The organism is Pseudomonas capsici (assembly GCF_017165765.1).
In the GTDB taxonomy this organism is placed as follows: Bacteria; Pseudomonadota; Gammaproteobacteria; order Pseudomonadales; family Pseudomonadaceae; genus Aquipseudomonas; species Aquipseudomonas capsici.
Genome location: NZ_JAFGZD010000001.1, coordinates 101,432 through 125,977, shown reverse-complemented (window position 1 = coordinate 125,977; position 24,546 = coordinate 101,432). Strand labels below are relative to the sequence as shown.

Below are 24,546 nucleotides of genomic sequence, written 5' to 3'. Positions count from 1 at the left end.
ACATTGCACCGGCAACACCGGCGACCACACACGGCCCGCCCAACAGCAACGGCCAGCGTCGAACATGTTTGACGACGGGCGTGCCGGTTGGCTCGGAAGTCGCAGTCCATCAAAGCTTGAATTTACCCACAAGTGTATTGAAAGAAATGGCCAGTCGGGATAGCTCCTGACTCGAAGCGTTGGTTTGGTTAGCGCCGGCGGACGTTTGGGTAGACAGGTCCTGGATATTAACCAGGTTGCGGTCGACTTCACGTGCTACCTGAGCCTGTTCTTCGGCTGCGCTGGCAATCACCAGGTTGCGCTCGTTGATTTCGCTGACCCCGGCGCTGATTCGCTCCAATGCCAGGCCCGCCTCGGCTGCCAGCGACTGTGTACTTTGAGCCATCGACTGGCTTTTGCCCATCGATTGCACAGCCTCGTCAGCGCCTGCGCGCACTACCTTGATCATCGCTTCGATTTCACCCGTGGAGGCTTGGGTGCGGTGGGCCAAAGCCCGGACTTCGTCGGCAACGACCGCAAAGCCTCGCCCCTGTTCACCGGCACGAGCGGCCTCGATTGCGGCATTGAGCGCCAATAGATTGGTCTGCTCAGCGATACCACGGATCACGTCCAACACCTTGGTGATGTCACGAATCTGACCGGCCAGGGTTTCGACACGCTGCGTGGAATCATTGATGTCCCCAGCCATGGTGTTCATCGCCATTACCGTCTGCTGCACTTGATACTGGCCTTTGGTCGCATCTTCTGCAGTCTGACTCGACACTTGGGAAGTACTGACGGCATTACGCGCAACCTCTTCCACTGCGGCAGTCATCTCGTTTACCGCGGTCGCGGCTTGCTGGATCTCATCATTCTGACGAACCAGCCCGCGTGTGCTGTCTTCGGTCACTGCGGTCAACTCTTCAGCAGCTGAGGCCAACTGATCGGATGCGTCCGCGATCTGCTGCACGGTGCCTTTGAGGTCTTTTTGCATGCTGGACAGCGCTTTGAGCAGTTGTCCGGTTTCATCCTCGCTGTTCGAGGTGATCTCTTGAGTAAGGTCGCCCTGAGCGATCCGAGTGGCACTGTTCACGGACTGATAGAGCGGTCGGGTAATCATGCGCGTGACCACCAGTCCCAGAGTGATGGCGGCAGCGGCTGCCACAAGTCCACCGATAATCAGAGCCCAGGTGACTTCATGGTTGGTATCGTTTCCTGCTTTGGCAACGTCAAGCGCTTGCCGGGCATTGGACTCGATCATGATATTCACTTCACCAATGGTCTTGCGATATGCCGGGGTTGCGCTTGAATCAGCAAGCCTGACGGCCTGGTCGACGTCGCCACTTTTCAATAGAGAAAATATGTTTTCTGCAGCTGCGACGTACGCGGGCCAGTCCCGCTCGAAGTCATTACCTGCCGCGCGCTCGTCAGCTTCCAGAGGAGTGGCGCGATAGATTTTGAATTGTTGCTCAGCCTCTGCTTGGTTATCCTTGAAAGACAAAACGACCGCGTTAATGTCTTCCGGGGCTGCTTTGCGCAAAGCCAGGTTGATGGCTCTGAACATGTCCCGGTGAGTGGCAATCACGTTGGCTTTAACCGAGTCGGTCTTCTGAATCGAGACCAGGTTGTTGCTGACTGTGCTCTGCAAAAGGCTGTAGATGGTTGAGATCCCGCTGTACCCCAGCGCCGCAACACCGACAGTGATGACCGCACATAGACCAAAAGCAAACAGCAGCTTGGATTTGAGCTTCAGATTGATGAACAGGGACATGTGGAATACTCAGGCTCGTCGTTGTTGGTGTCGAGGGTTTCGAGCACTAGGAACCTCTCTATCAGTATTATCGACTGGACGGGGGCAAACTTTATTGATGTACCTGTGCTTCTGGTGGGCTTGCGGTGAGAAAAAGAGTGAACAAACACGAGTGGACGTAATGCACTGTTTTTTAAGAATAAATTGAAGTTCTGTTACCGATTTTCTCTGAAAAGTCGCTTTGACGAGGCGGCTTTTGAAATTAGTAAGTCGTTTGCTTAGTGGGCTCACCCTTTTTCGAGCATGAAGGCGGGTTGGTCATGATCGATTGCAATAAAGACCAAACGATACCCGCTGCCAGTACGTTAAAAAATAGTACACATGTGCTATCCCAAGAGATAAAAAATTAAAACGCGTCGAAGAAAAAAGCCGGGAGGTATGTATAAAAACCTAGACGGTCACCTCCCGGCGAGCTATCGGGTGCTTACTTATTCAACTCAATGGACGAGCCAGGAGTCCACAACGTCTGCACCATATTTGGCTTTCCACTCTTTAAGGGTGCGATGATTGCCCCCTTTCGTTTCAACAACCTCCCCGGTTTCAGGATTCTTGAATACCTTGATCACTCGAGCTTTACGGGTTTTACGCGCAGTGACGGGCTTGTCATTCGTCAATAGGGGAGCGGCAGCGTGGGGATCGAGCACCGCCACCACATTTTTCAGGCTGAAACCGTAATCGGCCAACAGGTTGCGCAATCTGGTTTCGAATTCGATCTCTTTCTTCAGCCCCTCATCGCTTTTCAGCGCTTCCAGCTCTTTGAGCTGCTCGGCCAATTTTCTTTCCAGCAAACGAAACTCTGCAAGCTTGGACATTTATAACTCCATCACGTATTGGAAGTTGGAATGGGCGGGCGAACCGAAGTGTCCTGTTCGCTCGCGGAAAAGCATTCAATGTTGCCCCAGGTAGCGATGTTATCCAGACCAGCTTCTCTACTGGCTTTTTATACAAACGGCATTTATCAGCGGAAAATATCGGATGACCACCTCGCCGATATCGGTTTGCTCAAAAATAAGTTGCGTGTCTGCATCCGGAACATCGGACCTGGCATTCCAGCCAGAACTGCCTTCAGCGCAATCCTTGATACCGGGCTTGCACGTCGAAATCAGCTTCGGCTTCCGGTCAACAATATCTGCCACAGCAAGGGTCTGATACAGGTCCCCGCTAGCCCAGCCCTGAGAAAGACTGCAGACGCGGTTCTTATTCTGATGAAAACGAGTCCCGAAACACCCGTAAGCATAGGCATCCGCTTGCGGCAAAAACTCGCAGGAGACGTTACTTCCCGCGCAACGCCCACCTGTAAATCCTGCATCAAACGTACTTTGATCAATAGCTCGCTTAACCAGCTCAGGTTTCGGCGATGCCTGATCTGAAATCCGACCCAATTGCCGGGTACGATCCTGGATAGCTTTCAGCACAATATTGCTCTGCGCCTGCCGTATGTATGGCTCACCTGTTCGTGCATCAATACTGTCACGGAGTCAGCAGTGAGCAGACGGGAATCGGCACATATCAAATATTCAATTTCGGCTGATGTCTTGACACAATCCATGGATCGCGCCAGAGCGTGCTGAGAGGTGAAAGCCAGCAAAATAACTGCAACAGCGGGGTACTTCATTAAGGGGATCCTTGGTAATTCTTGACCTGATGCTTCCCGAGACACTGTTGATCGTTTTTACAGACAGCCCTCTTCCCGATAGTTGCCGTCAATGTAAGCCAGCGTGTCACCGGGTCCGGACTGCCAACGGACACGGGCAGTCACTCTGCACGGTATCCATCCCTCAAGTCGCACAGCACCGTAATAACCGACACTCTCGAACCACAGCGCAAGTGGCAACTCCATGGACAGCCCCTTCATGGGATCGTGCTCGCCTGTCACAAGTCGCGTTTAGTGGTCGACTTCGAAAATGTGTAACCAACGACAGCAATTAATTCATTCATGCCGGACCGTTTTCAATAGCACATATGTGCTATTTGTTCGTATACGCCCTGGGTATAGAATTTTATCAATGCTCATCATGCGCATCGCGTTAAGAATTTTTTATGCACAAACGCTTGCTGACTACTCTGGCTCTTGCTGTAAGTGCGACCACTGTTTTCCGGGCTCAGGCAAGTGATGATTACTCCTGCCCAACGACCTAGCCGGTCAACACTAATCAATTCAGCGTTTGCAGCAACTTTCCTTTTCTTAGCCCCAACAATGACAGCACCGCCAACTTGCGCCTGTTACTGGCAGACTTCGGCAAGCTGCCGCTGACACCTGTTCCGCTGAGCAAAGATGATATCCCGGAAGGTTATGTTGAGGTACCGTTTGCCCACTATCGCCTTCAGCCCGCGCCAGACGCTGTAGAATCGGATGCTTCCGAGAGCAAAAAATCCAGAGCCTTGATCCATTGCTGACAAGCCTGGGAATCAAGTGCGAACAGGCGAAGGTTACCAGCTCGACTCTGATCGACGGTGAAGGCAGTCGTTGCCGGAGCAACAATGAACAGGCTTCCACCGACTTCATTTCCCAAAGCCAAAGGTTTTCCAATAGTACAGGTGTAGTATTTCTAATTCGTCGAAAGGCACTCTATTGTGTCGATCAATATAGAAATAGGCAGACAGATGAAAAAAAGGATTGGTCTGTGCGTTACAAGCGCCCTTCTCCTTGCCTTTACCCTGCACGCGAATGCTGGAGCCGACGATATTCCGCCCGGCTATTCCGATTTTGGGTTTGCTGAGCGCTGCGACGATGAAAGTGCAAAGTTGACCACGCTCGAAGATATCGCCTGTTCCAGTACCAGCCTGCGAGCTCAGGAAACCAAAATGTTGAATCTGGTCGACGACGTGAGGGCAGAAACCAAGGGGGTCGATGTTGAGACCGGCAAGGCGCTGGACCCCATGGGCGCACAGCAGAAAAAGTGGCGTGATGCCTTGGTCCGCACGTGCAAGGATGCCGTCTGCCTCTCTGTGGCTTACGCAGCACGCATCGCAGCAATCCACAAAGAATGGTCGGAGGCGCTGTGATGAATACACTTGCTCACTGGCGAACCCGCGCAAACGCCCTGCTGGCAGTTTCGATTATTTCCACCGCGATGCTGCAAAGCCCGGTGTCCCTCGCTGCTCACCCATACCCAGAGGATTATATGCAATCTTTCTTCTTTAAAACATTTGGTGGCCTTCCCCCTAGTTACTATACTCGGCAGCTCATATTTGGGGCGCTGATTACCGCGGGAATCCTTTGGGTACTGTCAAGCTCAACTAAAGGAATGTCAGCCAATCCTGGTATGATTGCCTTGCTTTTTTTTAATACGTTGCTTTACCCCTATTCGCGCTTTCTCTACGAACGCGTGGTTGGATTTATAATGGGCGGGAATATATTTTTTGTAAATGCGGCATTTATGCTGGCAGCAAAAGTGATAACGATGTCGATGTGCTGGTCCTTCGCAATCTTCATCGCTCCAGTGGGGCTCGCCTATCTATATTGGCACAACAGCCGACAAACTATGCTTTAGCTGACATCGACTTTTCAAGCTTAGTTTTTTGCTTCATTTTCTATTTAGATTTTTAGATTGAACATGAGCCAAGAACGACCATTTTTAAACTTCATGTCTTCTTCAGAGTATTGCTGCTACCAACAGCACCTGCTAACACAGGTGCGACTACTGAGGCAATGACCAATGGTACGTCGGTCCGTAACCGGCGTGCGGCGGTGAGTGAACCCACTGAAAAGCTGGATACAAACAGCTTGTGGTTATCGGCTGGCCATAGTCGCTTGAGGACTGGCATGACGACTTCCGCTGTCTCGATGTCGTCGCCAATGGTGGGCTTGAGTTCGACCTGTAGCCCTAGGTTAAGGCGCAAGACGCAGGCCACGATCTCCTCGAAAGTCGGGATCTGCAGAACTGCGAATTCGGGTGCGAACCAACTGCCCGCGTCGAGTGTGCGAATGACATCCAGATCATGCAGGACCACAGCAGCGCTTCCGTTGCTAGTTTGGTCCAGCAGGTCGTCATAAATGACAATGGGCTGCGCGTCGCGAGTCAGTTTTCACATCTATTTAACCTACTGGACGCCGCATTCAGCAGCTGTTTCGAGGGTTAAAAGAGTGCTTTCCTGCACGTAGGCCTTGGCGCCGTGGTGAACGATCAGCGGCGAGCGGACGAAGCGAGGCTTTATGGGCATAGACGGTTACTTGGCGGGTTGAGAAAAAGAGACGAACTGGCGTTGACCACTCTGGATATCGAACAACACCGGGGTGGCGTTGATTGCCAGTTTAATCTGGGTGCCAGGTATCAGGTGCTGGCGTCCGGCTAGACTTACAACGCAGCGGGTTCCTGCGAGTTGGCAATACAGCAGGCTATGGCTGCCCGGACTTTCCGAGGACTCCACTGTTGCCGTGACACCTTGCTGATCAAGAGTGAAGGCTTCAGGCCGCAGCCCTAGCAACCATTTGCCCACATGACTAGTGGCAACGCCGAGCTTGACAGGCAGGCGTTGACCGTCCGCGAGTATCAGGGAGTTGTCCTCCAGGCAGTGCACGGGCAGCAGATTCATGGGAGGGCTACCGATGAAACCGGCGACAAATGTGCTGGACGGTTGATCGTAGATCTCGGCAGGCGTACCCACCTGTTCGACGCTGCCTTTGTTGAGAATCATCACTTGGTCAGCGAGCGTCATGGCTTCGGTCTGATCGTGGGTGACGTACAGGATCGTGGCACCGGTCTGCTGATGCAGATGCCGGATTAACAGACGCATCTCATGACGCAATGCGCTGTCCAGATTGCACAGAGGCTCATCGAACAGCAGCACTGGCGGCTTGCGAATCAGCGCACGTCCGATCGCCACTCGCTGGCGCTGGCCCCCCGAGAGTTCGGCGGGCTTGCGTTGTAGCAGGCCCTCCAGCCCCAGCGAGATGGCACAGGCTTGAATGCGCAGTTGTCGGTCCTTGCGTGAAACGCCTCCCAGCTTGAGCGCATAACCTATGTTTTCGGAGACGCTCATGTGTGGATAGAGCGCGTAATTCTGGAACACCATGGCGCAGCGGCGCTCCCTGGGCGGCAGCCGGGTAACGTCAAGGCCTCCCATAACAACTTGGCCCTGGCTGACACTTTCCAGGCCCGCAACCAGACGCAGCAAGGTGGACTTGCCGCAGCCGGACGGGCCGAGAATGACGCTCAATTCGCCTGCCTTGAAGGACAGGTTGAGCCCTTGAAAAACAGGCTCGGCACCATAGGCTTTGTGCAGACCTTTGAGGGCGATATCCGGAGCGCATGCAATAGGGGTGAGCGCGCTCATTTACCGACTCCAATCAGACCTTTGACGAACCATCGCTGCATGAAAGCAATGACGAGAATGGGGGGCAGCATGCTGACTACGGCGGCGGCCATCAGCAGGTTCCATTCGGGGATTTGAGTGGCATCAGTCGACAGGAAGCTGGCGACGCCCAGCACCAGCGTGCGCATATCCTCACGATTGGTCGCAACCAATGGCCACAGATAGTCTTTCCAGGCCCCGATGAACACCAGAGTGCCGAGCGCCGCGAAGTTGGTCTTCGACAGAGGCAACAAAATATCCATAAAGAATCGCCACGGCCCGGCACCATCCATTCGTGCGGCTTCGGCCAGTTCGGCAGGCAGTGTCTGGTAAAACTGTCGGAACAGAAACGTACCGGTAGCCGAGGCAATAAGTGGCAGGGCAAGGCCGGGGTAGCTGTCCAGCAAGTTGATCGTCGGTATCGGCAAACACTGGATTCCCAACCATTGCAATACGCTGCGAAAAGGACCGAGAAGATCGCTGGCCACGGCGTAGGTAGGGATGATGCGTACTTCCAGCGGCAGCAATAACGCACCTAAAACAGCGAAGAAAATCACCGAGGTATAACGGCTGCGAAAGTACACGACCGCAAAAGCGGTCAACGCCGACAGCGTCAGCTTGCCGATGACCACCAATGTCGCGACCAGCAGGCTGTTGCCCAGCAAACGCAGCAAGTCCATGCGCGCTGTCACTTGCTGCAGATTCACCAGCAGTTGGTCCCCGGGGACCACTGCCAGACCTTGAGTGAACAGTTGCGAATTGCTGACCGTTGCTGAGCAAACGGCCATATACAAAGGCCCCAATGCAAACACCAGGCCCAGAGTCAGTAACAGGTAGGCGCCTGCGTTGAGCAGTCGGTTGTGCTCGATCATGCTTTGACCCCGCGGCGCTTCAGATGAGACATGAGCTTGAACTGGGCAACACTCAATACTACGACCGCCAGCAGCATGAGGACCGAAAGTGTGGATGAGCCTGCCAGGTCCAGCCCCATGAAACCGTCGGTATAAATTTTGTAGGCCAGCACGTTGGTGGTATCGCCCGGCCCACCCTGGGTCAGGGTGTGCACCAGTGCGAAACTGTTGGACAGGCTTTCCAGCAGGTCGATGACGAACACGAACAATAGATACGGCGCAATCAGGGGCAACTGTATATCGAGCATGCGCCGCAATGGGCTGGCACCGTCCAGCGCTGCGGCGGCGAGGTAATCGTCCGGCACCGATTTCAGGCTCGCGACCAGCATCACAAAATTGAACGGCACCAGGCACCATGCATAGGCCATGATCAACAACAGCATGCTCTGCACCGGGTTGGCATAGGGTTCCCAGGTATCCGGTGCAATGGCGTTGAGCCAAGCAAAAATACCCATCACCGGATTGGCCAACACATGAAAGACGATACCAATGGTGGCGCCCGATACCGCGTATGGCCAGATCAGTAGATTGCGAAAAATAGCGGTGCCGCGCAATTTCAGCTCCAGGCATAAGGCCAACACAAGCGCAATGAGAATCGAAAGCACCACGCTCGAGAGACTGAAGACCAACGTCGAGCCCAGCGATGCAAGGACGCCGGGGTCTTTCAAAACGCGCCAGTAATTGCTCAAGCCGACAAAAATATTCTCACCTCCGAAGGGCGGTACCAGATGAAACGACCACCAGAGTGCCTTGACTGCAGGCCAATAAAAAAACAGCCCGAGCGCCAGCAGTTGTGGCAGGGCGAACAGCAGCGCCAGACGCGGTTGTGGAAAATGCGCGCCGGATTTCATGGCGTAGCCTCGTGAGTCGGGTCGTTGGCCTGAGCCTGGTGCATTTGTTGAAACACGCTCAGCAGTTCGTTGGCGCGCATTGTTGACTGGCGCAGCGCGCTATCAACGCTTTGTCGGCCTGCCAGTGCGTTTTCCATCTCTTGCGACCAGATCAGGCGCATCTGTGTGATGAAGCCAGACCGCAAGGGCGTGGAAGGTGGCTTTTCTGCATCATTGAGCGCAGTCAAACCTGCCTTCACCGCTGACGGCTTCTGTTCACTGGATAGTAATGTCGCAGCTGTTGCCTGAGTGACCGGCAGGTAGCCGGTCCTTGCGCTAAACACCCGTTGGTTTTCCGGTAGCAGCAAGAACGTCAGGAATTCGGAAATTAACCGATACTCTTGCTCTGAATGCCCACGCATCACCCACAGCGAAGAGCCACCGGGGACATTGGCCTTGCGAATGGAGTTAGCGTAGATCGGCAGCGGTGTGACGTCGATGTCGGATTCGAGCGAACCGTGCATGACATTCCATGCCCCGGTCGAGTCCAGCAGCATCGCGCACTCATCGCTGGCGAATGCCAGCGTCTGCTGACCGCTGCGGGTCGAATCCTCGTATCGAACCAGTCCTTTAGTGGTCCATTGCGCAAGTTCATTCATTAGGCGCAAGTGCGTGCCTTTGTCGAACTGGTAACGATCAGCCCCGTCAATACGCCGGGCAACATCCGTGCCTTGTGCCGCACTGGTCTGTTCCAGCCAGATCCAGGGTGCAAAATCAGTAGCGAGGGGGCAGGCATGACCGCTTTTCTTCAACCCACGCAATGCAGTCTCAAACGCCTCCCAGGTGGCGGGCGGCTCGTTGATACCTGCGGCGGCCAAAGCGTTTCGATGGGTGTAAAGGACGGCAGTCGAGACGGCGAACGGCTGGGCCGCCAGAAGGCCGTGACTGTCCGCGTAATAGCGTCGCAATACGGGCAGGAAAGTGTCGCTGGAATAGGCCCTCTGGTGATCGGCCATGACGGTCTCGACAGCCTTGGTGGCGCCACCAAGCAACATGTCGGGTGTGGCAACGTCGTAAATCTCCACCAGCGTGGGGCCTAAGCCGGCCCGATAAGCCGCCACGGTTTTCTGCAGGGTCTGCTCGTAGGTTCCTTGACGGATGCAGTGCAGGCGATCACCTTCATCACGTTTGGCATTGAAGCTTTTGCACAGGTCGACGATGGCGCTACCCGGCGCGCCGCCGTGGCTATACCAGAACTCTGCTGATGCAGCCAGGGTATGAGTGGCGAGTGACAGCAGCGCCAGCATGGATAATATTTTATGGATGAAAGGCATGAGAGCCTGGTCAATGACTTGGCAGGTCTGTTCGACCCCCAGGCTCTGGTGTTTGGTGGGCAATTGCCACCTGAATTGGGACGCTGATTGATCGCAGCGACGACTTTCTGGGGGGCACATCGCTACCGCGCCCCCTATTGCTGCTCAGTGAAACCAACGGTGCCACACTAGTGCCGCTCAAGGAGCTTTTCTTTGTCTGCACCTTGGGGTCTGGCACAGTGGCAGACCATACTTCCGGAATGACACCGCTGTGGTGCGTTACAAACAGCGACGATGGCTTGGCAAGAAGCATGGCAGCATGCGGCTCAGGCCAAGGGCAGCGCTCATGCGGCGGTAGGCGGCGGGGCAATATCATGGTTGACATGGAATCAGCTCACCATCGAAAGAGTACGAACCTAGAGTAGCCACGCGGGTTCGTTTCAAATGGTGAGAATACTAATACACGATAGGTGTATTAATTATGACTATATTTTACTGATCCTGTTTTGTCTCGTTGGATGCACATGCCTTGGCGATACGCCGGGAACCATGATTTTTTCAAAGTTCACGAGCATTGTCCGAGCACCAATGGACCGGCCGCTGAACGTGGAGCAACCATCGTGCGGTTCTATACAAGGATCGGCGTGAGTGCTGCTGCGAAAATCGGGCTGCGATGTGCAAACAGCTTCAGCAATTCCCAAGACTCGGGTTGATTACGACCTTGTCGTCACCGACTTTGATCTTGATCGCGCCGCGACCGGCGCCGACAGTATTGCTATCTGCGCGAACTGCAAGGCCGTCGGATACCCGCCATTGTGATTACCGGCCATGAGTTGCAATACGTACAACAATCACTCAACGATCCGGATATCCCGATTCTGCCCAAGCTCGAGCGCCCTGCAGAACTTCGCTCATTACTGCTGAGTTTCAAAATGAATCAGATGCAAGACGTCGAGTATGGGACGCCTGCATTGAACTGATACCGGATTGCCGCTTGGACCTGCCAGAACCAGGACTCAGTCCGCGAAGGTTCAAAAGCCACGCTCAAATCGTCATGAATGTCATTTCTTCGTCATAAAAACGCGCTAGGTTAGCTGAAAATTAGAACGTTCTAATTTTTCCGGTTACTGATTTTCAAGCTCTGGCAACCCAGCATGAATGGAATTAATCTCATGATGAACGTCAACACGCGCCGCGCCTTCTTGCTGCAATCATGCGTCATGACAGCCAGCGTCGCGTTTGCCTCTTCGCCGGCGTCTACCCTTCCCCTCCCCACCGAGGGCGACAGCGAAAAACCTTACGACGTTAACCGTAAATTCTATGAAGACGGTACAGCACGACCGTTCGCCGGCAACACCATTATCAGTCAGATACCGTTGCGCACACCTCTGAACGAGGCGCTCACCGTCGTCAGGAATACCTTGGCCAATTACGAGTTCAGTCAATGCTTGAGCCTGCTGCCGCCTTCCAGCTATCACATGACCGTCTTTGAAGGTGTTATTGACGAAAAACGCAAGGCACCGTTCTGGCCAAGTGAAGTCCCCAGCAATGCGCCCATCCAAGCCTGCACACAATATTTCACTGCGCGGTTGAAGAATTTCTTTATTGAAGAGAATTTCCAGATACAGATGCACATCGATGACTTCAATGTTTACAAGGACAGCGGTGCAACAGTGCGGTTGGTCCCTGCCAATAGTCACGAGACTCAAAAACTTAATGATGTGCGAGATCGGTTAGCCAACTGCCTGGGGATTCGCTCACCCCATCATGATGATTATGGATTTCACATCACGCTGGGCTATCTCGTGAAGTGGATGAACGCTCAACAAATCCAAGACTACGAGCTCGTTCAACAAAGTTGCAGAGCTTATCTGAAGAAAACATTAAGTGTTCTGACGTTGGAAAGCCCTCGCTTTTGTACCTTTAACGATATGTTGGCTTTTGACGACAAGTTCGCCATAGGCCAGCGTCCTGCAACGCTTTAACAGCGTCTACCCAAGCCTTTACAGCGAGCCTGTCCATGTCATCGTTTAGCGTACGTCGGCGCCCAAGCCCGGATTATTATCTAGAGCCTCTGATGCCTGACGCGATTGCCGTTCGGGCCACAGGCTGTTCAATCAAACTGCCCGCGATTTCCATGCCTGGACACTTGGGCAGGGACACTCTGTTGTGTCTGTTTCTGACGATCGGTGTCCACGGCTTGGTGGCTTGGCTCCTGATACAAAGCCCCGCCGACATTGCAACCACCCCACCACCAGCGCCAGTAGTAATGCAATTGGTGGCACCTCCCGTCGCGCCCCCGATGAGCTCATCCGCGCCAACAGAACCTGCGGCGGCTACCCCTGCCCCCCAGAGTCCAAAGCCCGTTGAAACACCTGCACCTCAAAAACCAAAACCTAAACCAGCACCCACGCAGGCACCGAAAAAAATCGCGATAGCGAACAAGACGCCGTCCCCCGCACAACCGACCGAGCAACCCGTTAAAGAGTCGGCGCAACCACCACAGACGGTCCCGGGCAAGCCTCCCTCCTCCGCCACTGAACCGGCGCTGGTAGGCCCCTACGGACGCGCAGGGTACCTGAACAACCCGGCACCGACTTATCCGCCCGTTGCTGCCCGCTTGCGCCAGCAAGGTGTGGTGGTGCTGAAGGTGCACGTCCGGGCGGACGGTCGCCCGGAGCAGGTTCAGATATTAACTTCAAGCGGATTCGACAGCCTGGACCAGGCCGCTATCAAAGCCGTCAATCAGTGGACATTTATGCCCGCCAAGCGTGGAGAAGTCGCCACGGATGGCTGGGTCAACGTCCCTCTCTCCTTCAAACTCGCAAACTGAGGTTACTTATGAATAACGCCTACGCAACGCTCATCACTCAGATATCTTTGGGAATCCTGTTATTTTTTTCTGTCGTCACGTGGGCACTGCTCCTGCTCAAAGGCCTGAACCAGTGGCGACAAAGTCGCAAGAGTCGAGAATACATAAATGCTTTCAAAACCGCAGAAAGCCTTGAAGCGGCTCTAGACGTGGCGCAGAATGGAAGTGCCGCAGCGCGACTGGGGGCAACTGGCGCGCAAGTGCTGACCACCCGACAAGGCATTACGGAACTGGGCCACCCCTGGAATCGCCAAGACTTGCTGGAGCGTAATCTGCATCAGCTGATCGTCGATGAACGGCGAGCAATGGAAAGTGGCCTGGGCTGGTTGGCTAGCATTGGCAGCACCGCACCTTTTATCGGCCTGTTCGGCACTGTGTTTGGCATCATCCATGCGCTGAGCGCAATCAGCACGGCCAAGTCCGCGAGTATCGCGGTCGTCGCCGGCCCTATCGGTGAAGCACTGATTGCCACTGGGGTGGGTATCGCCGTCGCGGTTCCCGCCGTACTTGCTTACAACTTCTTCATGCGCCGGGTGAAACTGCTGGTTGCCGATCTGGATAAGTTTGCGGTCGAGTTCCTCAACCTGTCCCAGGTCCATGCATTTCAAGTGCAACGTCCGACCGCCGTACCGCGCAGCAAAGAAAACAGCGTATTGAGCGGGGTCATGTGAAATGGCATTTTCAAGCAATCAAACTGACGATGTCATCAGTGACATCAACATCACGCCGCTAGTGGACGTCATGCTCGTCTTGCTAGTGACATTTATAGTAACCGCCCCTTTGCTGACCAATGCCATCGCCTTGAACCTGCCTGAAACTGCAGCCACCGGGGAGGCAACACAACAACACTCAGTTGCCGTCAGTGTGGACGCGAAGGGTCAAGTGTTTCTGGACACCAATGCCCTGTCGATAGACCAACTACCTGCCGCATTACAAACCCTGCATCAACAGGAACCTGATACGGCAATTACATTACGAGCGGACCGCAGCGCTGAATATGGAAAAGTTGCGCAAGTTCTTGCTGAAGTTCGCAATGCGGGTATCACTCAGTTATCCGTGATTACAGAAACACCCTAACTCCAACATCCACGCCTGCATTTCATCGCGCCCTGCTGCCTGAAAGGACATGAGTTACATGAACTTCAAACCGATGCTCAATGGGCAACGGCTAACCGCCGCTTGCCTGAAAATCGCCCTGACCCTGCCACTGCTTCCCCTTGGCCAGGCAAAAGCCGAAGAGGCCGATGTGCCGCAGGACACTGGTGCGACATCAATAACGCTGGGGACGGTCTCGGTCATGGGCCAAGGAGAAACGCGACAGGTTCAACGGGTTACAGAGCAGGACACCAAGGCCTATGCGCCTGGGAGCAACCCCATGAAAGTCCTGCAGCGTCTGCCAGGTGTCAACTTCCAGTCGAGCGACCCGCTGGGCCGGGAGTTGGGCAGCCAGCGTATCAGCCTGCGTGGCTTCGACATGCATCATCTTGGCTACACGCTGGATGGTGTGACGCTGGGGGACATGAGTTTCGGTAACTTCAATGGCCTGACGATTAACCGCGCAATCATTCCGGAAAACATCGTCAGTACTGAAGTGGCCGAAGGTACAGGAGCGTTAGGTACCTCTTCGACCAGCGATCTGGGCGGAACTCTGCAGTTCAAAAGCGCCAATCCGGATCAGACCCCAGGCCTCCGTCTGTCGCAAACCTTTGGCAGTTACGACACCACCCGTACCTTTTTGCGAGCCGATACAGGTCAGTACCAAGGGCTCGCTGCCTACGTTGCAGCCGAGAACTACGATGCCCAGACCTGGAAAGGCGACAGCCCACAACGCTCGCACGCCTTGAACGCCAAAGTCACTTATGATTTTGACGATAACCACTTAAGCTTCTTTCACAGCCAATCGGAATACAAAGAATCGACAATTCCATCGCTTTCACGAAGCCAGATCGATCGGCTCGGATACAACTGGACCAACTATTCACCCGACTGGCAACGCGCAGTGAACGCTGCCAATGGAAGATTCAGCGGCGGCGTAAACAGCGTCAGCGATGCTGTATATAACTCAAGCAACATCCGTAACGACGAACTCGACATTCTCAGTGGCACGTTCGCCTTGAGTGATGCTCTGGTACTTGATACCACCGTTTATCATCATCACAACTCGGGGGCTGGCAACTCCTATTATCCATTCGTCTTCAACAACGGGTCGACTACAGTCCCAAGCAACTCGATTCGCAGCACATTCTATGGCATTGACCGAACAGGTTTTCAAAGCTCATTGTCCTACTACGTCGCAGACCACGTGTTCCAGGCTGGCATGTGGGTGCAGTCCAATAAAAACTCTGCAAATCGTTACCTGTTCGACACCACCGGAACAGCGCCACAAAGCGGCATTGTCGAGGTCAGCGGTTTGCCCCGGGCGGCAACGATCCAGGCCCAGGATTACAACGACCTCACTCGCCAGTTCTATATTCGTGACACCTGGACGCTGCTGGATAACCGCCTCAAGCTTGAATACGGTGCCAAACACGTCGTTACCACCTCAACAGCCAAAGGCTCGGGCACCTCAGCCAGCGGTTCACTCGAAGCCCGTAACAACTTTCTTCCGCAGATCGGCGCCACTTACAAAATTGACGAGCAAAGCGAAGTTTTCGCCTCCTACGCAGAAAATATGGCGGCGTTTCCCAGTGGCACCTCCAGTCCGCTGTTCACCAGTCAGGCCACACTGGATGCACTAAACGGCTTCAAGGACCTGAAACCGGAAACTTCAAAAACCGTTGAGTTGGGTATGCGCCACAGCACACCGCTTTATGCAGCTTCGGCAGCGCTTTACGGAACACGCTTCGATAACCGTTTGCTGGCAATCGCTAACTGTACCGGGATTGTGATTTGCCAGAACGGCGTGGCCAACGTGGGATCGGTCAGCAGCCGTGGCCTAGAATTGGCACTGACGCTGACTCCAGATCCCCATTGGCGCTGGTCTAACACCATGACCTATAACCGCAGTGTTTATGAAGACAATTACAACAGTAACGGCGCTCAGGTTGCGGTCAAGGGCAAAGATGTCATCGACGCACCCCGCTGGATGCTTTCCAGCAGCCTTGATTGGCAATGGGATCGCTGGAACGCCGGGGTGCAAACCAACTACATGGACAAGCGCTATTACACCTACACGAACGACTCCAGCGTCGATGCATACTGGGTAACCAACGCCAGCATGGGCTACGACTTCGGCAAGTTGGGGGATTTGAAGGAGACAACACTGTCGCTCAATCTCGTCAATCTGTTTGACCGTCGTTACATCTCGACCATCAACACCGACTCCAGTGCAGCAAGTGACCCGTCAGGTAACCTGCAAATTTTAAAGGTCGGCTCGCCGCGTAGCGCCTTCGTCACATTGAGTACACGCCTATGAGGTAATCTGCGTGCAGGCGCTTATTGCACAGAAAACAGGTTCCAGCCAGAATCGCCGCCAAGGCCTCTACTGGCTGGGCTGTTGAACTCACACTCGCGGCATGAAGTGTGTACGGAGAGTTATGCGAAGTGAAGTAAAAAGAATCACCATTCGGGATGTCGCCGATGCCGCCGGGGTTAGTTTTCAGACAGTTTCCCTGGTCATCAACCACCCTGAAAAAGTTGCAAAGAAGACCCTCGCCAGGGTCCAGGAGGTGATTCGTGAACTGAACTTCGTACCCAGTGTGGCGGCGCGCTCGCTGCGCAACATTCCGACAAAAACGGTGGCCTGTATCTTTTTCGGCGAGCGCAGTCCCTATGACAATCGCTCCGGACAGAATCAAGACACCTACTGGAGCAACGTTGTACAGTCTTTGGGATTAGCTGCAGATCAGGTGGGTTATTCACTCCTGCAACGCAAGCCCTCAGCCCTCCAGGCACCGGCCCTCGAAGAAATACTGGGGCTCTACCGTTCCGGGAGTATCGTCGGTGTCATTGCAGTCACCGAACAGCCTGATAACCCCGTATTGTCAGCACTCAGAAAACATGATGTCCCCATCATTCTGTTCGGGACGATGGATCCAGACTTTACTTATGTTGCTCAAGCCAACCGAATCGCTACAGCACAGATAGTTGATCATCTTTACAGCGGTGGTTGTCGTCATATCGCATTTATCGCCGGGGAACGAAATGGGCACACCAATCAGGATATCGAAGAGCGCTACCTTGGTTATCTCGAAGGGTTAAAAAAGTACAATTTATCGTTGGACAATGGCTGGAAGATTGCGGGTGACTGGTCAATGGCCAGTGGAATGCAAGTGGCCCAGTACCTCTGTGCACTTGATCGACGCCCCGATGCAATGATTTTTGCCAGCGATCGAATGGCGCTAGGCGCCCTGAAGGGTTTGTACGATGCTGGACTGAAAGTTCCCGACGATGTCTGTGTCGTTGGCTTCGACAACATGCAATATGATGAATTCAGCATTCCTACCTTGACCAGTGTTGACTCCCCGCTATTTAATATGGCGACAACCGCCATACATCTTCTACTTAAAAAGCTTGAAGGGTCAGCGCTCGATGAGTTGCCCCCTGTCATCTTCTCAACCAATCTCGTGATCAGAGACAGCACGCGACGTAAACTTACCTGATCCCTTTGGCACTCAGGCTGTTGCCGCTGATGCAGAATTGCCCAACTGCCGAAATTTCACTGACTCAAGCTTCTAACTCGCAAAACGGTAGCAGATCTGACGTTGAGATGAAGACATATGGGGTTATTCTCGAAGGCCGCTCGCTTTCCGATGAAGCCATCGACAACGAAGTTACGCATAGCCGGAATGACACCAAGCTGCGCTTTGGCAAAACAGAATGGTTGACGGTACTCGCAGAGATGAAGAAGCACAAAATCCTCATGCCCAGCGGCGTTAGCAAACGCACCACAAGCGGCCTGCTCAGCTTGCCCGGTTTGGAGTAAACAGCAGCTCCTTTTGACCGTCCCCTGCAAGATATGGATACAAGCATATTGCTCAATCCAACTTCTCGCGGTATTCCAGTTGGTATTCCAAATAAATGTACAGACTCCGGTGACTTCCGGCCAAAACTACGGACTACCACCCCTCTGCGATGCAGAACGTACTCAATGCCCGTTCAGCATTGTGACTGGATAGCAGCCCCCCAGAACAGACATAGCATCCAGCCCTCGTCTTGCGCTTGCGGCGCAAAACAGGGCTGCATCGTCCTTGGGCAGGGTTTCGACAGTCCATGGCATGGATCGCTTGGCACTTATCCTTCTCCTCATGTATCAGCCAGGATCTGCAACGCGGCAATGCAGGCCTGACTGTTGTCGAGCACAGCTTCGTTATCAAAAAATGCATAGGCCACGACGAGGCCGTGTTCGAAGCGCCATTAATTCGATAGCACACCTGTGCTATCGAAAAGCATCAGCCGCTCGATTACTGTTTTCCTTTCGGTACACCTCAAAGTGCGTACTGACTAGCCACAGCGGTGTTCTGACGCTTTGCAACTTTGCAACCTAGAGATTTCAGGCAATGGACATTCAAACGCAATCCTCTTACGACGCCAGTCTGCGCGATCACCAGGCGGAAGCCGAGCTTGAGGCTTACTTCCACAAGCACCGCAAAACGGGCATCGTGCTGCAACGGATTTATCCACCCACCGCGTTTCCCCGCGTGCGCAGTCGGCTCGGCGGCCTGCCGCAATTGCCACAGGCTTTTGAATGGCCACTGGGTGTCAGTTACGGCGAGTCCACGCCTATGCATTTTCTTGCTCAGATCGACTGCGCAGAATTGCCCATTATCGAATCGTCTATGCCAACACAGGGGATGTTGTTCTTCTTTGCTGTAAACGAAGAAGAACAGATCTGGGATACCGACGCCCCGCAGGAACGTGTCCGGGTGCTGTATGCGCCACATGTGCCAGAGGACCAGCCCGAGCGCCAGGCACCGGAACAGCTGCGCCCGATTCTAGGCGTGTTCGCAACGCACAGCCCCTTTACGGGACCGGGCTGGCTGCTACCCGGTGAAAGTGGTCCATGCCTGCACGTTCAATGGCCACTGGTTGCGCGGCGGATGGAAACCTGGCCAGACATCGACAGTTTGCCGACGCCGCAGAACGGCTCGATGCCAGACTTCACCGCCTACCTGCAGCGCTGGTCCGAGCTGAGTCTGGGAGCCGCAGTGGCTGCGACAGGCCTAATGCCTGACGCCGACGCTGGTTTCCAATGGAAGCCGCCGCTGTCCGCATCGCTGCGCTATCAACTGGATTTCCCACAGGTCGGCATCATGATAGATCGCCTGGCGCGCCTTGTAGGCAATGAGCGAAGCAAGCAAACACGGCAGTTTGTAGCTGACGAGGATGTGTTGCGTTGGGTGGATCACGCTGCGCTGCTCGGCTGGGATAATGTTCCCGATGAAGCCACGAGGGAGGCATTCAGAAACTGGCTCATTGAACAGATCGGCGATGAAGGCACCACGTTGCACGAGCGAATAATGGGCCGTGTCTTACGCAAAGGGCTGCTGGCGACTGTCGCGTACGCCGCTGGCTCACCTGAGACCGCCGGGTTGATCCCACTGAGGCTATACCGCGACCTGGAAGGCGAGCACTTGCCCTATGAGGAAAGCCTGCGCCAGCATCCCGATGGGCGCAAGCACTGTGCCAGGGCCAGGGTTCATCAGTTGCTGGGACATGTTCCGCTGTTACAGGGCACAATGCCTGATATCGAGGGGGAGCCAGTATGCCTGCTTCAGCTCGCCTGGGACCCGGCCATCAACCTCAATTTCGGGGATTGCGGCCAAGCGACTTTCTGGATCTCCAGGGAAGACCTGGCGGTCCGGAACTTTGATCGCGTAGCAGCAGTGGTTGAATCACATTGAGGCTTTCTTCAGGCTTTCTGTCACGGTATGAGCAAGGACTGAAACTTCGCTAACTTCCAGTTGGCCGGTGGATGGAACACCCGTTCGAAATCGACTCGGCGAGCCAACAGATAAAGCCTCTAAGTTATGCCGCATGCGCCCTGCTCCTTTTATGCGCAGTACCGATAGAAGCACAGAAGCGCTGCCCGGTAGGGGCTCAAGCGGGGAGTATGCAATGCTTGCCCGATGAGCCTCTGAGAGGCGCGCCCCCTTCCCGCTCAACCGGTGAATGGCTAAAACCTGGGGGGTGATTGCGCGCTCGGAGGCGACTGGAGAAGTGGGAACTGCCGCCAATAAATTATCTGAAGATGAAGCGCGGTCGGTGGCTATTTACCAGTGCGCATTAGGCGGAGCCACTGATTGCAAAATCTATCTGGCTGTCGAAACACAGCCCGGCTTCCCGTCCATCAGCGCGGCCCACGCCAGTCTGCCCAAACTGGTTGAATTCCCCATTCCGCGCCCTGTCGATCATGCCGAACAGGTAGCCCGCCGGGTTATGCATCACTTGCCTGTCACAGCGCTGCGCCCATTGCTCAAGCACTTGGCTTTGCAGTTGCGGGGAAATCAGGTTCAGGGCTACCTGGACTTTCTGTCGCTGGTCGTATGCCAAGGCCTGAAATGCGGCGGGATATACCACTGACTGGTCGCCAGGCGATTCGCTTGCGCGCGGTACTATGTTTTTAAATACAGTTGTATTAGTACTAGTACTACATGAGTTCGGATTCGCTTGATGGCTTGCTCACCCATGCCTGTCGGCCAAGCCACTGCTGAAGTATGACCAGTCGGCTTGGCACCTTATGGATACGATTTTCATGACGCACGCCTCCAAATCGATTGATCAAGAGACGGCACAGGATCGTCAAAACGGGGAGCGCAACTTTTTTCAGCTGCAAAAAAACAAGGTCTTGCACGATTTCACTTCTGAAAGCCAAATGACCTATTCATTGTCATTTGTCGCGCTTTCAGCAGAAACTACGCAAGACCTTGATTTACATCATGAAATTCTGGCTCCACGACCTGGACTCGAACCAGGGACCCAGTGATTAACAGTCACTTGCTCTACCAACTGAGCTATCGCGGAATGAGCGCTATCTTACCGATTAAAACAGGCAAGTCAAGCATCACCTTGAAAAAATATTGATGATAAACAGGCAGTTGCAGGCTGAGGGTTTCGTCGTGGGTTTGCTGTGGCGTAGTGTGTTCGCTTGCCCCTGCAACGCTGATCACTGAAAGGAGAACGAGATGACCCAGGCTAACCGTCTTGAAACGCTGTTCCCTGCCGCTGAGGACATTCCCGAGCAGTACCGCACAGGCCCGGCCATCGAGCAGCGGGAATATCTGGTCAATGGTGTACTGCAATCATGGCCAGGGCCGCTGGCTCCGGTGCGCAGCCCGGTTTGTCTTAGAACCGAAACAGGGCTTGAGCCGGTAATTCTGGGCAGTACGCCGTTGCTGGATGCAGAAACAGCCATGACGGCACTCGATGCTGCTGTCCAGGCCTATGACCGTGGCCAGGGTCGCTGGCCAACAATGCGTGTGGTCGAGCGCATTCAGCATGTCGAGTCGTTCCTCAAGCGCATGCGCGAACAGCGTCGGGCGGTGGTCAATCTGCTGATGTGGGAAATCGGCAAGAATCTCAAGGACTCGGAGAAGGAATTCGACCGGACCTGCGATTACATCGTCGATACCATCAATGCGCTGAAAGAACTGGACCGTCGCTCCAGCCGTTTCGAGCTGGAGCAGGATACCCTTGGTCAGATCCGCCGCGTGCCCTTTGGCGTGACGCTGTGCATGGGGCCTTACAATTATCCGCTGAACGAAACCTTCACCACCCTGATTCCGGCGCTGATCATGGGCAATACCGTGGTCTTAAAGCCTGCCAAGTTTGGTGTGCTGCTGATTCGCCCGCTGCTCGAAGCCTTCCGCGACAGCTTCCCGGCCGGCGTCATCAACGTGATCTATGGACGTGGCCGGGAAACGGTGAGTGCCTTGATGGCGACCGGCAAGATCGATGTGTTTGCCTTTATCGGCACCAACAAGGCCGCCAGCGACCTGAAAAAGCTGCATCCGCGCCCTCACCGCCTTCGCGCCGCGCTGGGGCTGGATGCGAAAAACCCCGGCATCGTGCTGCCCGACGTGGATCTGGATAATGCCGTCAACGAGTCGGTAACCGGATCGCTGTCGTTCAACGGCCAACGCTGTACTGCCTTGAAGATTCTTTTCGTGCATGAAGATGTCGTGGAAGGCTTTCTGGAGAAGTTCCAGCAGAAACTGGCGCAGTTGAAGCCCGGCATGCCCTGGGAGCCGGGCGTTTCCCTTACGCCACTGCCGGAGCCGGGCAAGACCGATTACCTGCAAGGTCTTGTCGACGATGCCACCGGCAAGGGCGCTCGGGTGATCAATGAAGGCGGCGCAGAAGTCAGCGAAAGCTTCTTCTACCCTGCCCTGCTGTATCCCGTGACACCGGACATGCGCGTCTACCACGAAGAACAGTTCGGGCCGGTCGTGCCGGTGGTCGTCTATCGCGACCTGCAAACCGTGATCGACTACGTGCTGGACTCCGATTTCGGCCAGCAGTTGAGTATCTTCGGCAATGACTCGACCCAGGTCGGAAAATTGGTGGATGCCTTCGCCAACCAGGTCGGCCGGATCAATATCAACGCCCAGTGTCAGCGTGGTCCGGACCAGTACCCGTTCAATGGTCGCAAGAACTCCGCGGAGGGTACTCTGTCGGTTCACGATGCCTTGCGAGTGTTCTCGATTCGTACACTGGTGGCGACCAAATTCCAGGACAGCAACAAGACGCTCATCAGCGACATCATCCGCAATCGGGAATCCAGCTTCCTGACCACCGATTACATCTTCTGATAAGTGCCGGAATCAGGAGCGCAGCAGCAACGCTGCGCTCCTGACAACAAGTGGCTGAAAGCCATAAATCGCATTTGATAATGATTATCGAAAACAGGTAGCATGCTGGTTTTCGGGCAGGACATGTCGCACCTTCCCACGCGATACGAGCATTAACCCCAGTGGATTCGTCCGCCAGCAAACTTGACCTCTATCTGACGCATCGTTCGGCCCTGGTGGATTACGCCGCGCCGATCGTAGGCTGCCGTGCACGGGCCGAAGATGTCGTCCAGGAGGCCTGGCTACGTTTCAACAGCAGACAGAACCAGGACACTGCCATCGACCACCCGGTCGGCTATCTGTATCGCATCGTACGCAATCTGGCGCTGGATCTGACACGCAGCATCGCCACCGAAAAGCGCCAGCCCGACGGCGATACCCTGCTGGCGGAACTGCCGGCCACTACCGCCTCGCCCGAGCAGGAAGCGGTCAGCCATGACCAACTGCAACAGGTTTCCGATGCACTGGCGCAATTGCCGGAACGAACCCGCATGGCTTTCGAGATGCATCGTCTCGGTGGCTACACCTTGCAACAGATCGCAGCAGCCCTTGGCATCTCGGTCGGGCTGACCCACCAGTTGGTACATGATGCCTTGAGTCATTGCGCAGCCTGGCTGGAGCGAGGCAATGGCTGAGCCCCCTTCAAAAAGTTTTCAGGAAAATCTGAAAAAAAACGCGGGCCAAACGTCCTTTGCAGAAGGGCGCGATAGTGTGCGACCCTCCCACGCCTTTTCTACCGCTGGAGCCTTGCCGGACATGCCGCAAGCCGAACCTCGCCAAGCTCGTCTGGATATTGCCCTGGATTGGTTGATGCGTGTCCGGCAGGACTCCGATGATGCTCGCTTGCAGGCCGAACTTCAGGAATGGCTGCAGGCAGCACCGGAAAATGCCGAAGCCTTGCTCAAGGCTGAACGTGTCTGGAGCCTGACCGGCCAGCTTGCTCCGGCCACAGCCCATAAATGGCCGCCGATTCCACCTGTAGCAGCTCCGGCACCACCACCTCCTCCCGCCGCCCGCCCAAGACGCCGACGCACCTTGAGCTGGGCCGTTGGCGGAGCCTTGGCCGCCTGTCTCGTCGCGGCAGTGGCTCCCAGCCTGAACACCGCCTTGCAGGCAGACTTCCAGACTGCCAACGAACGACGTGAAATCCAGTTGCCGGACGGCAGTCGTGCCGTGCTCGACAGCAACAGCGCCATTGCCTTTGAGTTCACGGCCACTCGCCGCGATATTCGCCTGCTCTGCGGGCAGGTCTTCTTCGAAGTCAAACCCGATCGCAGCAAGCCTTTCAATGTGCAGGCGCAAGACCTTGATGTGACCGTCACCGGTACAGCCTTCAATGTCGATCTGGAAAAGAACAACATCGAGGTAGGGGTTCAACACGGATCGGTCAAAGTTACCGAACGCGAATCGAACCGGCTCCTGAGTTCCGGCCTGACCGCAGGCCAGCAACTGGACTTCAACCGCAGCAACGGCCAGACAGAGCTGCAGACCTTGCCTGCCAATCGCATCGCCACCTGGCGCAATGGCCAGCTCATTGCAGACAACGCCCGCATGGCCGATGTGGTGGACGAACTGCGCCGCTACCTGCCCGGCACCCTCTGGCTGAAAGACTCGCAACTGGCCGAAAAACGCATCACCGGCGTCTATGACACCAGCAATCCTGAAGCCGCATTGCGCGCAATGGCGCAGCCCCATGGGGCGAAGGTTGAGGGTTGGGGGCCGTGGGTACTGGTGATTTCGCGCTGACC

The 24,546-nt window shown here is 54.9% G+C and carries 23 protein-coding genes, 1 tRNA gene and 4 pseudogenes; 17 read left to right on the top strand and 11 right to left on the bottom strand.

Annotation, left to right across the window (positions count from 1 at the left end; genetic code table 11):
- Positions 1 to 109 precede the first annotated feature (109 nt).
- The 5 genes and pseudogenes from JSY17_RS25925 to JSY17_RS00515 form a co-directional block, all read right to left on the bottom strand.
- Entirely contained in the window at positions 110 to 1,162 is a 1,053-nt protein-coding gene (locus tag JSY17_RS25925; RefSeq protein WP_408636078.1) for a methyl-accepting chemotaxis protein, read from the bottom strand.
- A 39-nt stretch (positions 1,163 to 1,201) separates the two neighbouring features.
- Positions 1,202 to 1,750: pseudogene (locus JSY17_RS25920) on the bottom strand (MCP four helix bundle domain-containing protein); the annotation flags it as partial.
- Positions 1,751 to 2,226: 476 nt separating this feature from the next.
- Positions 2,227 to 2,601: a histone-like nucleoid-structuring protein, MvaT/MvaU family gene (locus JSY17_RS00525; protein ID WP_117164899.1), complete on the bottom strand. Its 375-nt coding sequence runs from the start codon at positions 2,599 to 2,601 to the stop codon at positions 2,227 to 2,229.
- Between the two features lie 117 nt (positions 2,602 to 2,718).
- Positions 2,719 to 3,204, bottom strand: a complete 486-nt coding sequence (locus JSY17_RS00520; protein ID WP_117164900.1) for a hypothetical protein — start codon at positions 3,202 to 3,204, stop codon at positions 2,719 to 2,721.
- 257 nt (positions 3,205 to 3,461) lie between these two features.
- Positions 3,462 to 3,629, bottom strand: a complete 168-nt coding sequence (locus JSY17_RS00515) for a hypothetical protein (RefSeq protein WP_162881706.1) — start codon at positions 3,627 to 3,629, stop codon at positions 3,462 to 3,464.
- Between the two features lie 374 nt (positions 3,630 to 4,003).
- Here JSY17_RS00515 and JSY17_RS00510 point away from each other — a divergent pair, with 374 nt between their 5' ends.
- The 3 genes from JSY17_RS00510 (at position 4,004) to JSY17_RS00500 (ending at position 5,283) form a co-directional block, all read left to right on the top strand.
- On the top strand, positions 4,004 to 4,186 hold the full coding sequence (locus JSY17_RS00510) for a hypothetical protein (protein ID WP_200993013.1): 183 nt from the start codon (positions 4,004 to 4,006) through the stop codon (positions 4,184 to 4,186).
- A 177-nt stretch (positions 4,187 to 4,363) separates the two neighbouring features.
- On the top strand, positions 4,364 to 4,795 hold the full coding sequence (locus tag JSY17_RS00505; protein ID WP_117185661.1) for a hypothetical protein: 432 nt from the start codon (positions 4,364 to 4,366) through the stop codon (positions 4,793 to 4,795).
- On the top strand, positions 4,795 to 5,283 hold the full coding sequence (locus JSY17_RS00500; protein WP_318656821.1) for a hypothetical protein: 489 nt from the start codon (positions 4,795 to 4,797) through the stop codon (positions 5,281 to 5,283). Before JSY17_RS00505 ends, JSY17_RS00500 begins: the two co-directional genes overlap by 1 nt.
- Before the next feature lie 139 nt (positions 5,284 to 5,422).
- Here JSY17_RS00500 and JSY17_RS00495 read toward each other — a convergent pair.
- From JSY17_RS00495 to JSY17_RS00475, 5 genes and pseudogenes are all read right to left on the bottom strand, one after another.
- Positions 5,423 to 5,953 (bottom strand): annotated as a pseudogene (locus JSY17_RS00495) (glycerophosphodiester phosphodiesterase family protein); the annotation flags it as partial.
- A gap of 6 nt (positions 5,954 to 5,959) precedes the next feature.
- Positions 5,960 to 7,066, bottom strand: a complete 1,107-nt coding sequence (locus JSY17_RS00490) for an ABC transporter ATP-binding protein (RefSeq protein ID WP_206401010.1) — start codon at positions 7,064 to 7,066, stop codon at positions 5,960 to 5,962.
- Complete coding sequence (locus JSY17_RS00485; RefSeq protein ID WP_117184185.1) at positions 7,063 to 7,956, bottom strand: ABC transporter permease subunit; 894 nt, start codon at positions 7,954 to 7,956, stop codon at positions 7,063 to 7,065. The genes JSY17_RS00490 and JSY17_RS00485 overlap by 4 nt, the downstream gene beginning before the upstream one ends.
- Positions 7,953 to 8,846 (bottom strand): carbohydrate ABC transporter permease, encoded by an 894-nt coding sequence (locus tag JSY17_RS00480; RefSeq protein WP_206401008.1) that lies wholly within the window; start codon positions 8,844 to 8,846, stop codon positions 7,953 to 7,955. Before JSY17_RS00480 ends, JSY17_RS00485 begins: the two co-directional genes overlap by 4 nt.
- The gene (locus JSY17_RS00475; protein WP_206401007.1) at positions 8,843 to 10,159 is read right to left on the bottom strand and encodes an extracellular solute-binding protein; all 1,317 of its coding nucleotides are present in this window, start codon (positions 10,157 to 10,159) and stop codon (positions 8,843 to 8,845) included. The genes JSY17_RS00480 and JSY17_RS00475 overlap by 4 nt, the downstream gene beginning before the upstream one ends.
- On the opposite strand from JSY17_RS00475, the pseudogene JSY17_RS00470 reads away from it, so the two are divergent.
- The 11 genes and pseudogenes from JSY17_RS00470 to JSY17_RS00420 form a co-directional block, all read left to right on the top strand.
- A pseudogene (locus tag JSY17_RS00470) lies at positions 10,160 to 10,356 on the top strand (NagC family transcriptional regulator); the annotation flags it as partial.
- Between the two features lie 430 nt (positions 10,357 to 10,786).
- A pseudogene (locus tag JSY17_RS00465) lies at positions 10,787 to 11,118 on the top strand (hybrid sensor histidine kinase/response regulator); the annotation flags it as partial.
- 192 nt (positions 11,119 to 11,310) lie between these two features.
- Entirely contained in the window at positions 11,311 to 12,123 is an 813-nt protein-coding gene (locus tag JSY17_RS00460) for a DUF1868 domain-containing protein (RefSeq protein ID WP_117184188.1), read from the top strand.
- A gap of 35 nt (positions 12,124 to 12,158) precedes the next feature.
- Positions 12,159 to 12,971, top strand: coding sequence for an energy transducer TonB (locus JSY17_RS25815; RefSeq protein ID WP_332875261.1), 813 nt, complete (start codon positions 12,159 to 12,161; stop codon positions 12,969 to 12,971).
- A gap of 8 nt (positions 12,972 to 12,979) precedes the next feature.
- Complete coding sequence (locus JSY17_RS00450; protein ID WP_117184190.1) at positions 12,980 to 13,681, top strand: MotA/TolQ/ExbB proton channel family protein; 702 nt, start codon at positions 12,980 to 12,982, stop codon at positions 13,679 to 13,681.
- Position 13,682: 1 nt separating this feature from the next.
- Positions 13,683 to 14,087, top strand: a complete 405-nt coding sequence (locus JSY17_RS00445; RefSeq protein WP_206401003.1) for an ExbD/TolR family protein — start codon at positions 13,683 to 13,685, stop codon at positions 14,085 to 14,087.
- 58 nt (positions 14,088 to 14,145) lie between these two features.
- The gene (locus JSY17_RS00440) at positions 14,146 to 16,425 is read left to right on the top strand and encodes a TonB-dependent receptor family protein (RefSeq protein WP_206401001.1); all 2,280 of its coding nucleotides are present in this window, start codon (positions 14,146 to 14,148) and stop codon (positions 16,423 to 16,425) included.
- A gap of 121 nt (positions 16,426 to 16,546) precedes the next feature.
- Positions 16,547 to 17,611: a LacI family DNA-binding transcriptional regulator gene (locus JSY17_RS00435; protein WP_206400999.1), complete on the top strand. Its 1,065-nt coding sequence runs from the start codon at positions 16,547 to 16,549 to the stop codon at positions 17,609 to 17,611.
- Between the two features lie 20 nt (positions 17,612 to 17,631).
- A complete protein-coding gene (locus JSY17_RS00430; RefSeq protein ID WP_232849221.1) occupies positions 17,632 to 17,934 on the top strand; it encodes a hypothetical protein in 303 nt (100 codons plus the stop codon).
- A 574-nt stretch (positions 17,935 to 18,508) separates the two neighbouring features.
- A complete protein-coding gene (locus tag JSY17_RS00425) occupies positions 18,509 to 19,852 on the top strand; it encodes a DUF1963 domain-containing protein (protein WP_206400998.1) in 1,344 nt (447 codons plus the stop codon).
- Positions 19,853 to 20,120: 268 nt separating this feature from the next.
- Complete coding sequence (locus JSY17_RS00420; RefSeq protein WP_206400996.1) at positions 20,121 to 20,531, top strand: DUF4189 domain-containing protein; 411 nt, start codon at positions 20,121 to 20,123, stop codon at positions 20,529 to 20,531.
- A gap of 365 nt (positions 20,532 to 20,896) precedes the next feature.
- On the opposite strand, the gene JSY17_RS00415 is transcribed toward JSY17_RS00420, so the two are convergent.
- Positions 20,897 to 20,972: transfer RNA gene (locus JSY17_RS00415), tRNA-Asn, on the bottom strand.
- Positions 20,973 to 21,133: 161 nt separating this feature from the next.
- On the opposite strand from JSY17_RS00415, the gene JSY17_RS00410 reads away from it, so the two are divergent.
- The 3 genes from JSY17_RS00410 to JSY17_RS00400 all read left to right on the top strand — a co-directional run bounded on the left by JSY17_RS00410 (position 21,134) and on the right by JSY17_RS00400 (position 24,544).
- Positions 21,134 to 22,759 carry an NADP-dependent glyceraldehyde-3-phosphate dehydrogenase gene (locus tag JSY17_RS00410; protein WP_206400995.1) on the top strand — a complete coding sequence of 542 codons (1,626 nt, stop codon included), beginning with the start codon at positions 21,134 to 21,136 and terminating at the stop codon, positions 22,757 to 22,759.
- A gap of 161 nt (positions 22,760 to 22,920) precedes the next feature.
- Positions 22,921 to 23,433 (top strand): sigma-70 family RNA polymerase sigma factor, encoded by a 513-nt coding sequence (locus JSY17_RS00405; RefSeq protein WP_117164914.1) that lies wholly within the window; start codon positions 22,921 to 22,923, stop codon positions 23,431 to 23,433.
- Positions 23,434 to 23,554: 121 nt separating this feature from the next.
- Complete coding sequence (locus JSY17_RS00400) at positions 23,555 to 24,544, top strand: FecR family protein (protein ID WP_122370799.1); 990 nt, start codon at positions 23,555 to 23,557, stop codon at positions 24,542 to 24,544.
- Positions 24,545 to 24,546: the final 2 nt, after the last annotated feature.

Coding starts and splice junctions, on each gene's coding strand:
- JSY17_RS00525 (WP_117164899.1), bottom strand. CDS start 2,601: ATGTCCAAGCTTGCAGAGTTTCGTTTGCTGGAAAGAAAATTGGCCGAG.
- JSY17_RS00515 (WP_162881706.1), bottom strand. CDS start 3,629: ATGGAGTTGCCACTTGCGCTGTGGTTCGAGAGTGTCGGTTATTACGGT.
- JSY17_RS00500 (WP_318656821.1), top strand. CDS start 4,795: ATGAATACACTTGCTCACTGGCGAACCCGCGCAAACGCCCTGCTGGCA.
- JSY17_RS00490 (WP_206401010.1), bottom strand. CDS start 7,066: ATGAGCGCGCTCACCCCTATTGCATGCGCTCCGGATATCGCCCTCAAA.
- JSY17_RS00485 (WP_117184185.1), bottom strand. CDS start 7,956: ATGATCGAGCACAACCGACTGCTCAACGCAGGCGCCTACCTGTTACTG.
- JSY17_RS00480 (WP_206401008.1), bottom strand. CDS start 8,846: ATGAAATCCGGCGCGCATTTTCCACAACCGCGTCTGGCGCTGCTGTTC.
- JSY17_RS00475 (WP_206401007.1), bottom strand. CDS start 10,159: ATGCCTTTCATCCATAAAATATTATCCATGCTGGCGCTGCTGTCACTC.
- JSY17_RS00460 (WP_117184188.1), top strand. CDS start 11,311: ATGATGAACGTCAACACGCGCCGCGCCTTCTTGCTGCAATCATGCGTC.
- JSY17_RS25815 (WP_332875261.1), top strand. CDS start 12,159: ATGTCATCGTTTAGCGTACGTCGGCGCCCAAGCCCGGATTATTATCTA.
- JSY17_RS00450 (WP_117184190.1), top strand. CDS start 12,980: ATGAATAACGCCTACGCAACGCTCATCACTCAGATATCTTTGGGAATC.
- JSY17_RS00445 (WP_206401003.1), top strand. CDS start 13,683: ATGGCATTTTCAAGCAATCAAACTGACGATGTCATCAGTGACATCAAC.
- JSY17_RS00440 (WP_206401001.1), top strand. CDS start 14,146: ATGAACTTCAAACCGATGCTCAATGGGCAACGGCTAACCGCCGCTTGC.
- JSY17_RS00435 (WP_206400999.1), top strand. CDS start 16,547: ATGCGAAGTGAAGTAAAAAGAATCACCATTCGGGATGTCGCCGATGCC.
- JSY17_RS00425 (WP_206400998.1), top strand. CDS start 18,509: ATGGACATTCAAACGCAATCCTCTTACGACGCCAGTCTGCGCGATCAC.
- JSY17_RS00420 (WP_206400996.1), top strand. CDS start 20,121: ATGGCTAAAACCTGGGGGGTGATTGCGCGCTCGGAGGCGACTGGAGAA.
- JSY17_RS00410 (WP_206400995.1), top strand. CDS start 21,134: ATGACCCAGGCTAACCGTCTTGAAACGCTGTTCCCTGCCGCTGAGGAC.
- JSY17_RS00400 (WP_122370799.1), top strand. CDS start 23,555: ATGCCGCAAGCCGAACCTCGCCAAGCTCGTCTGGATATTGCCCTGGAT.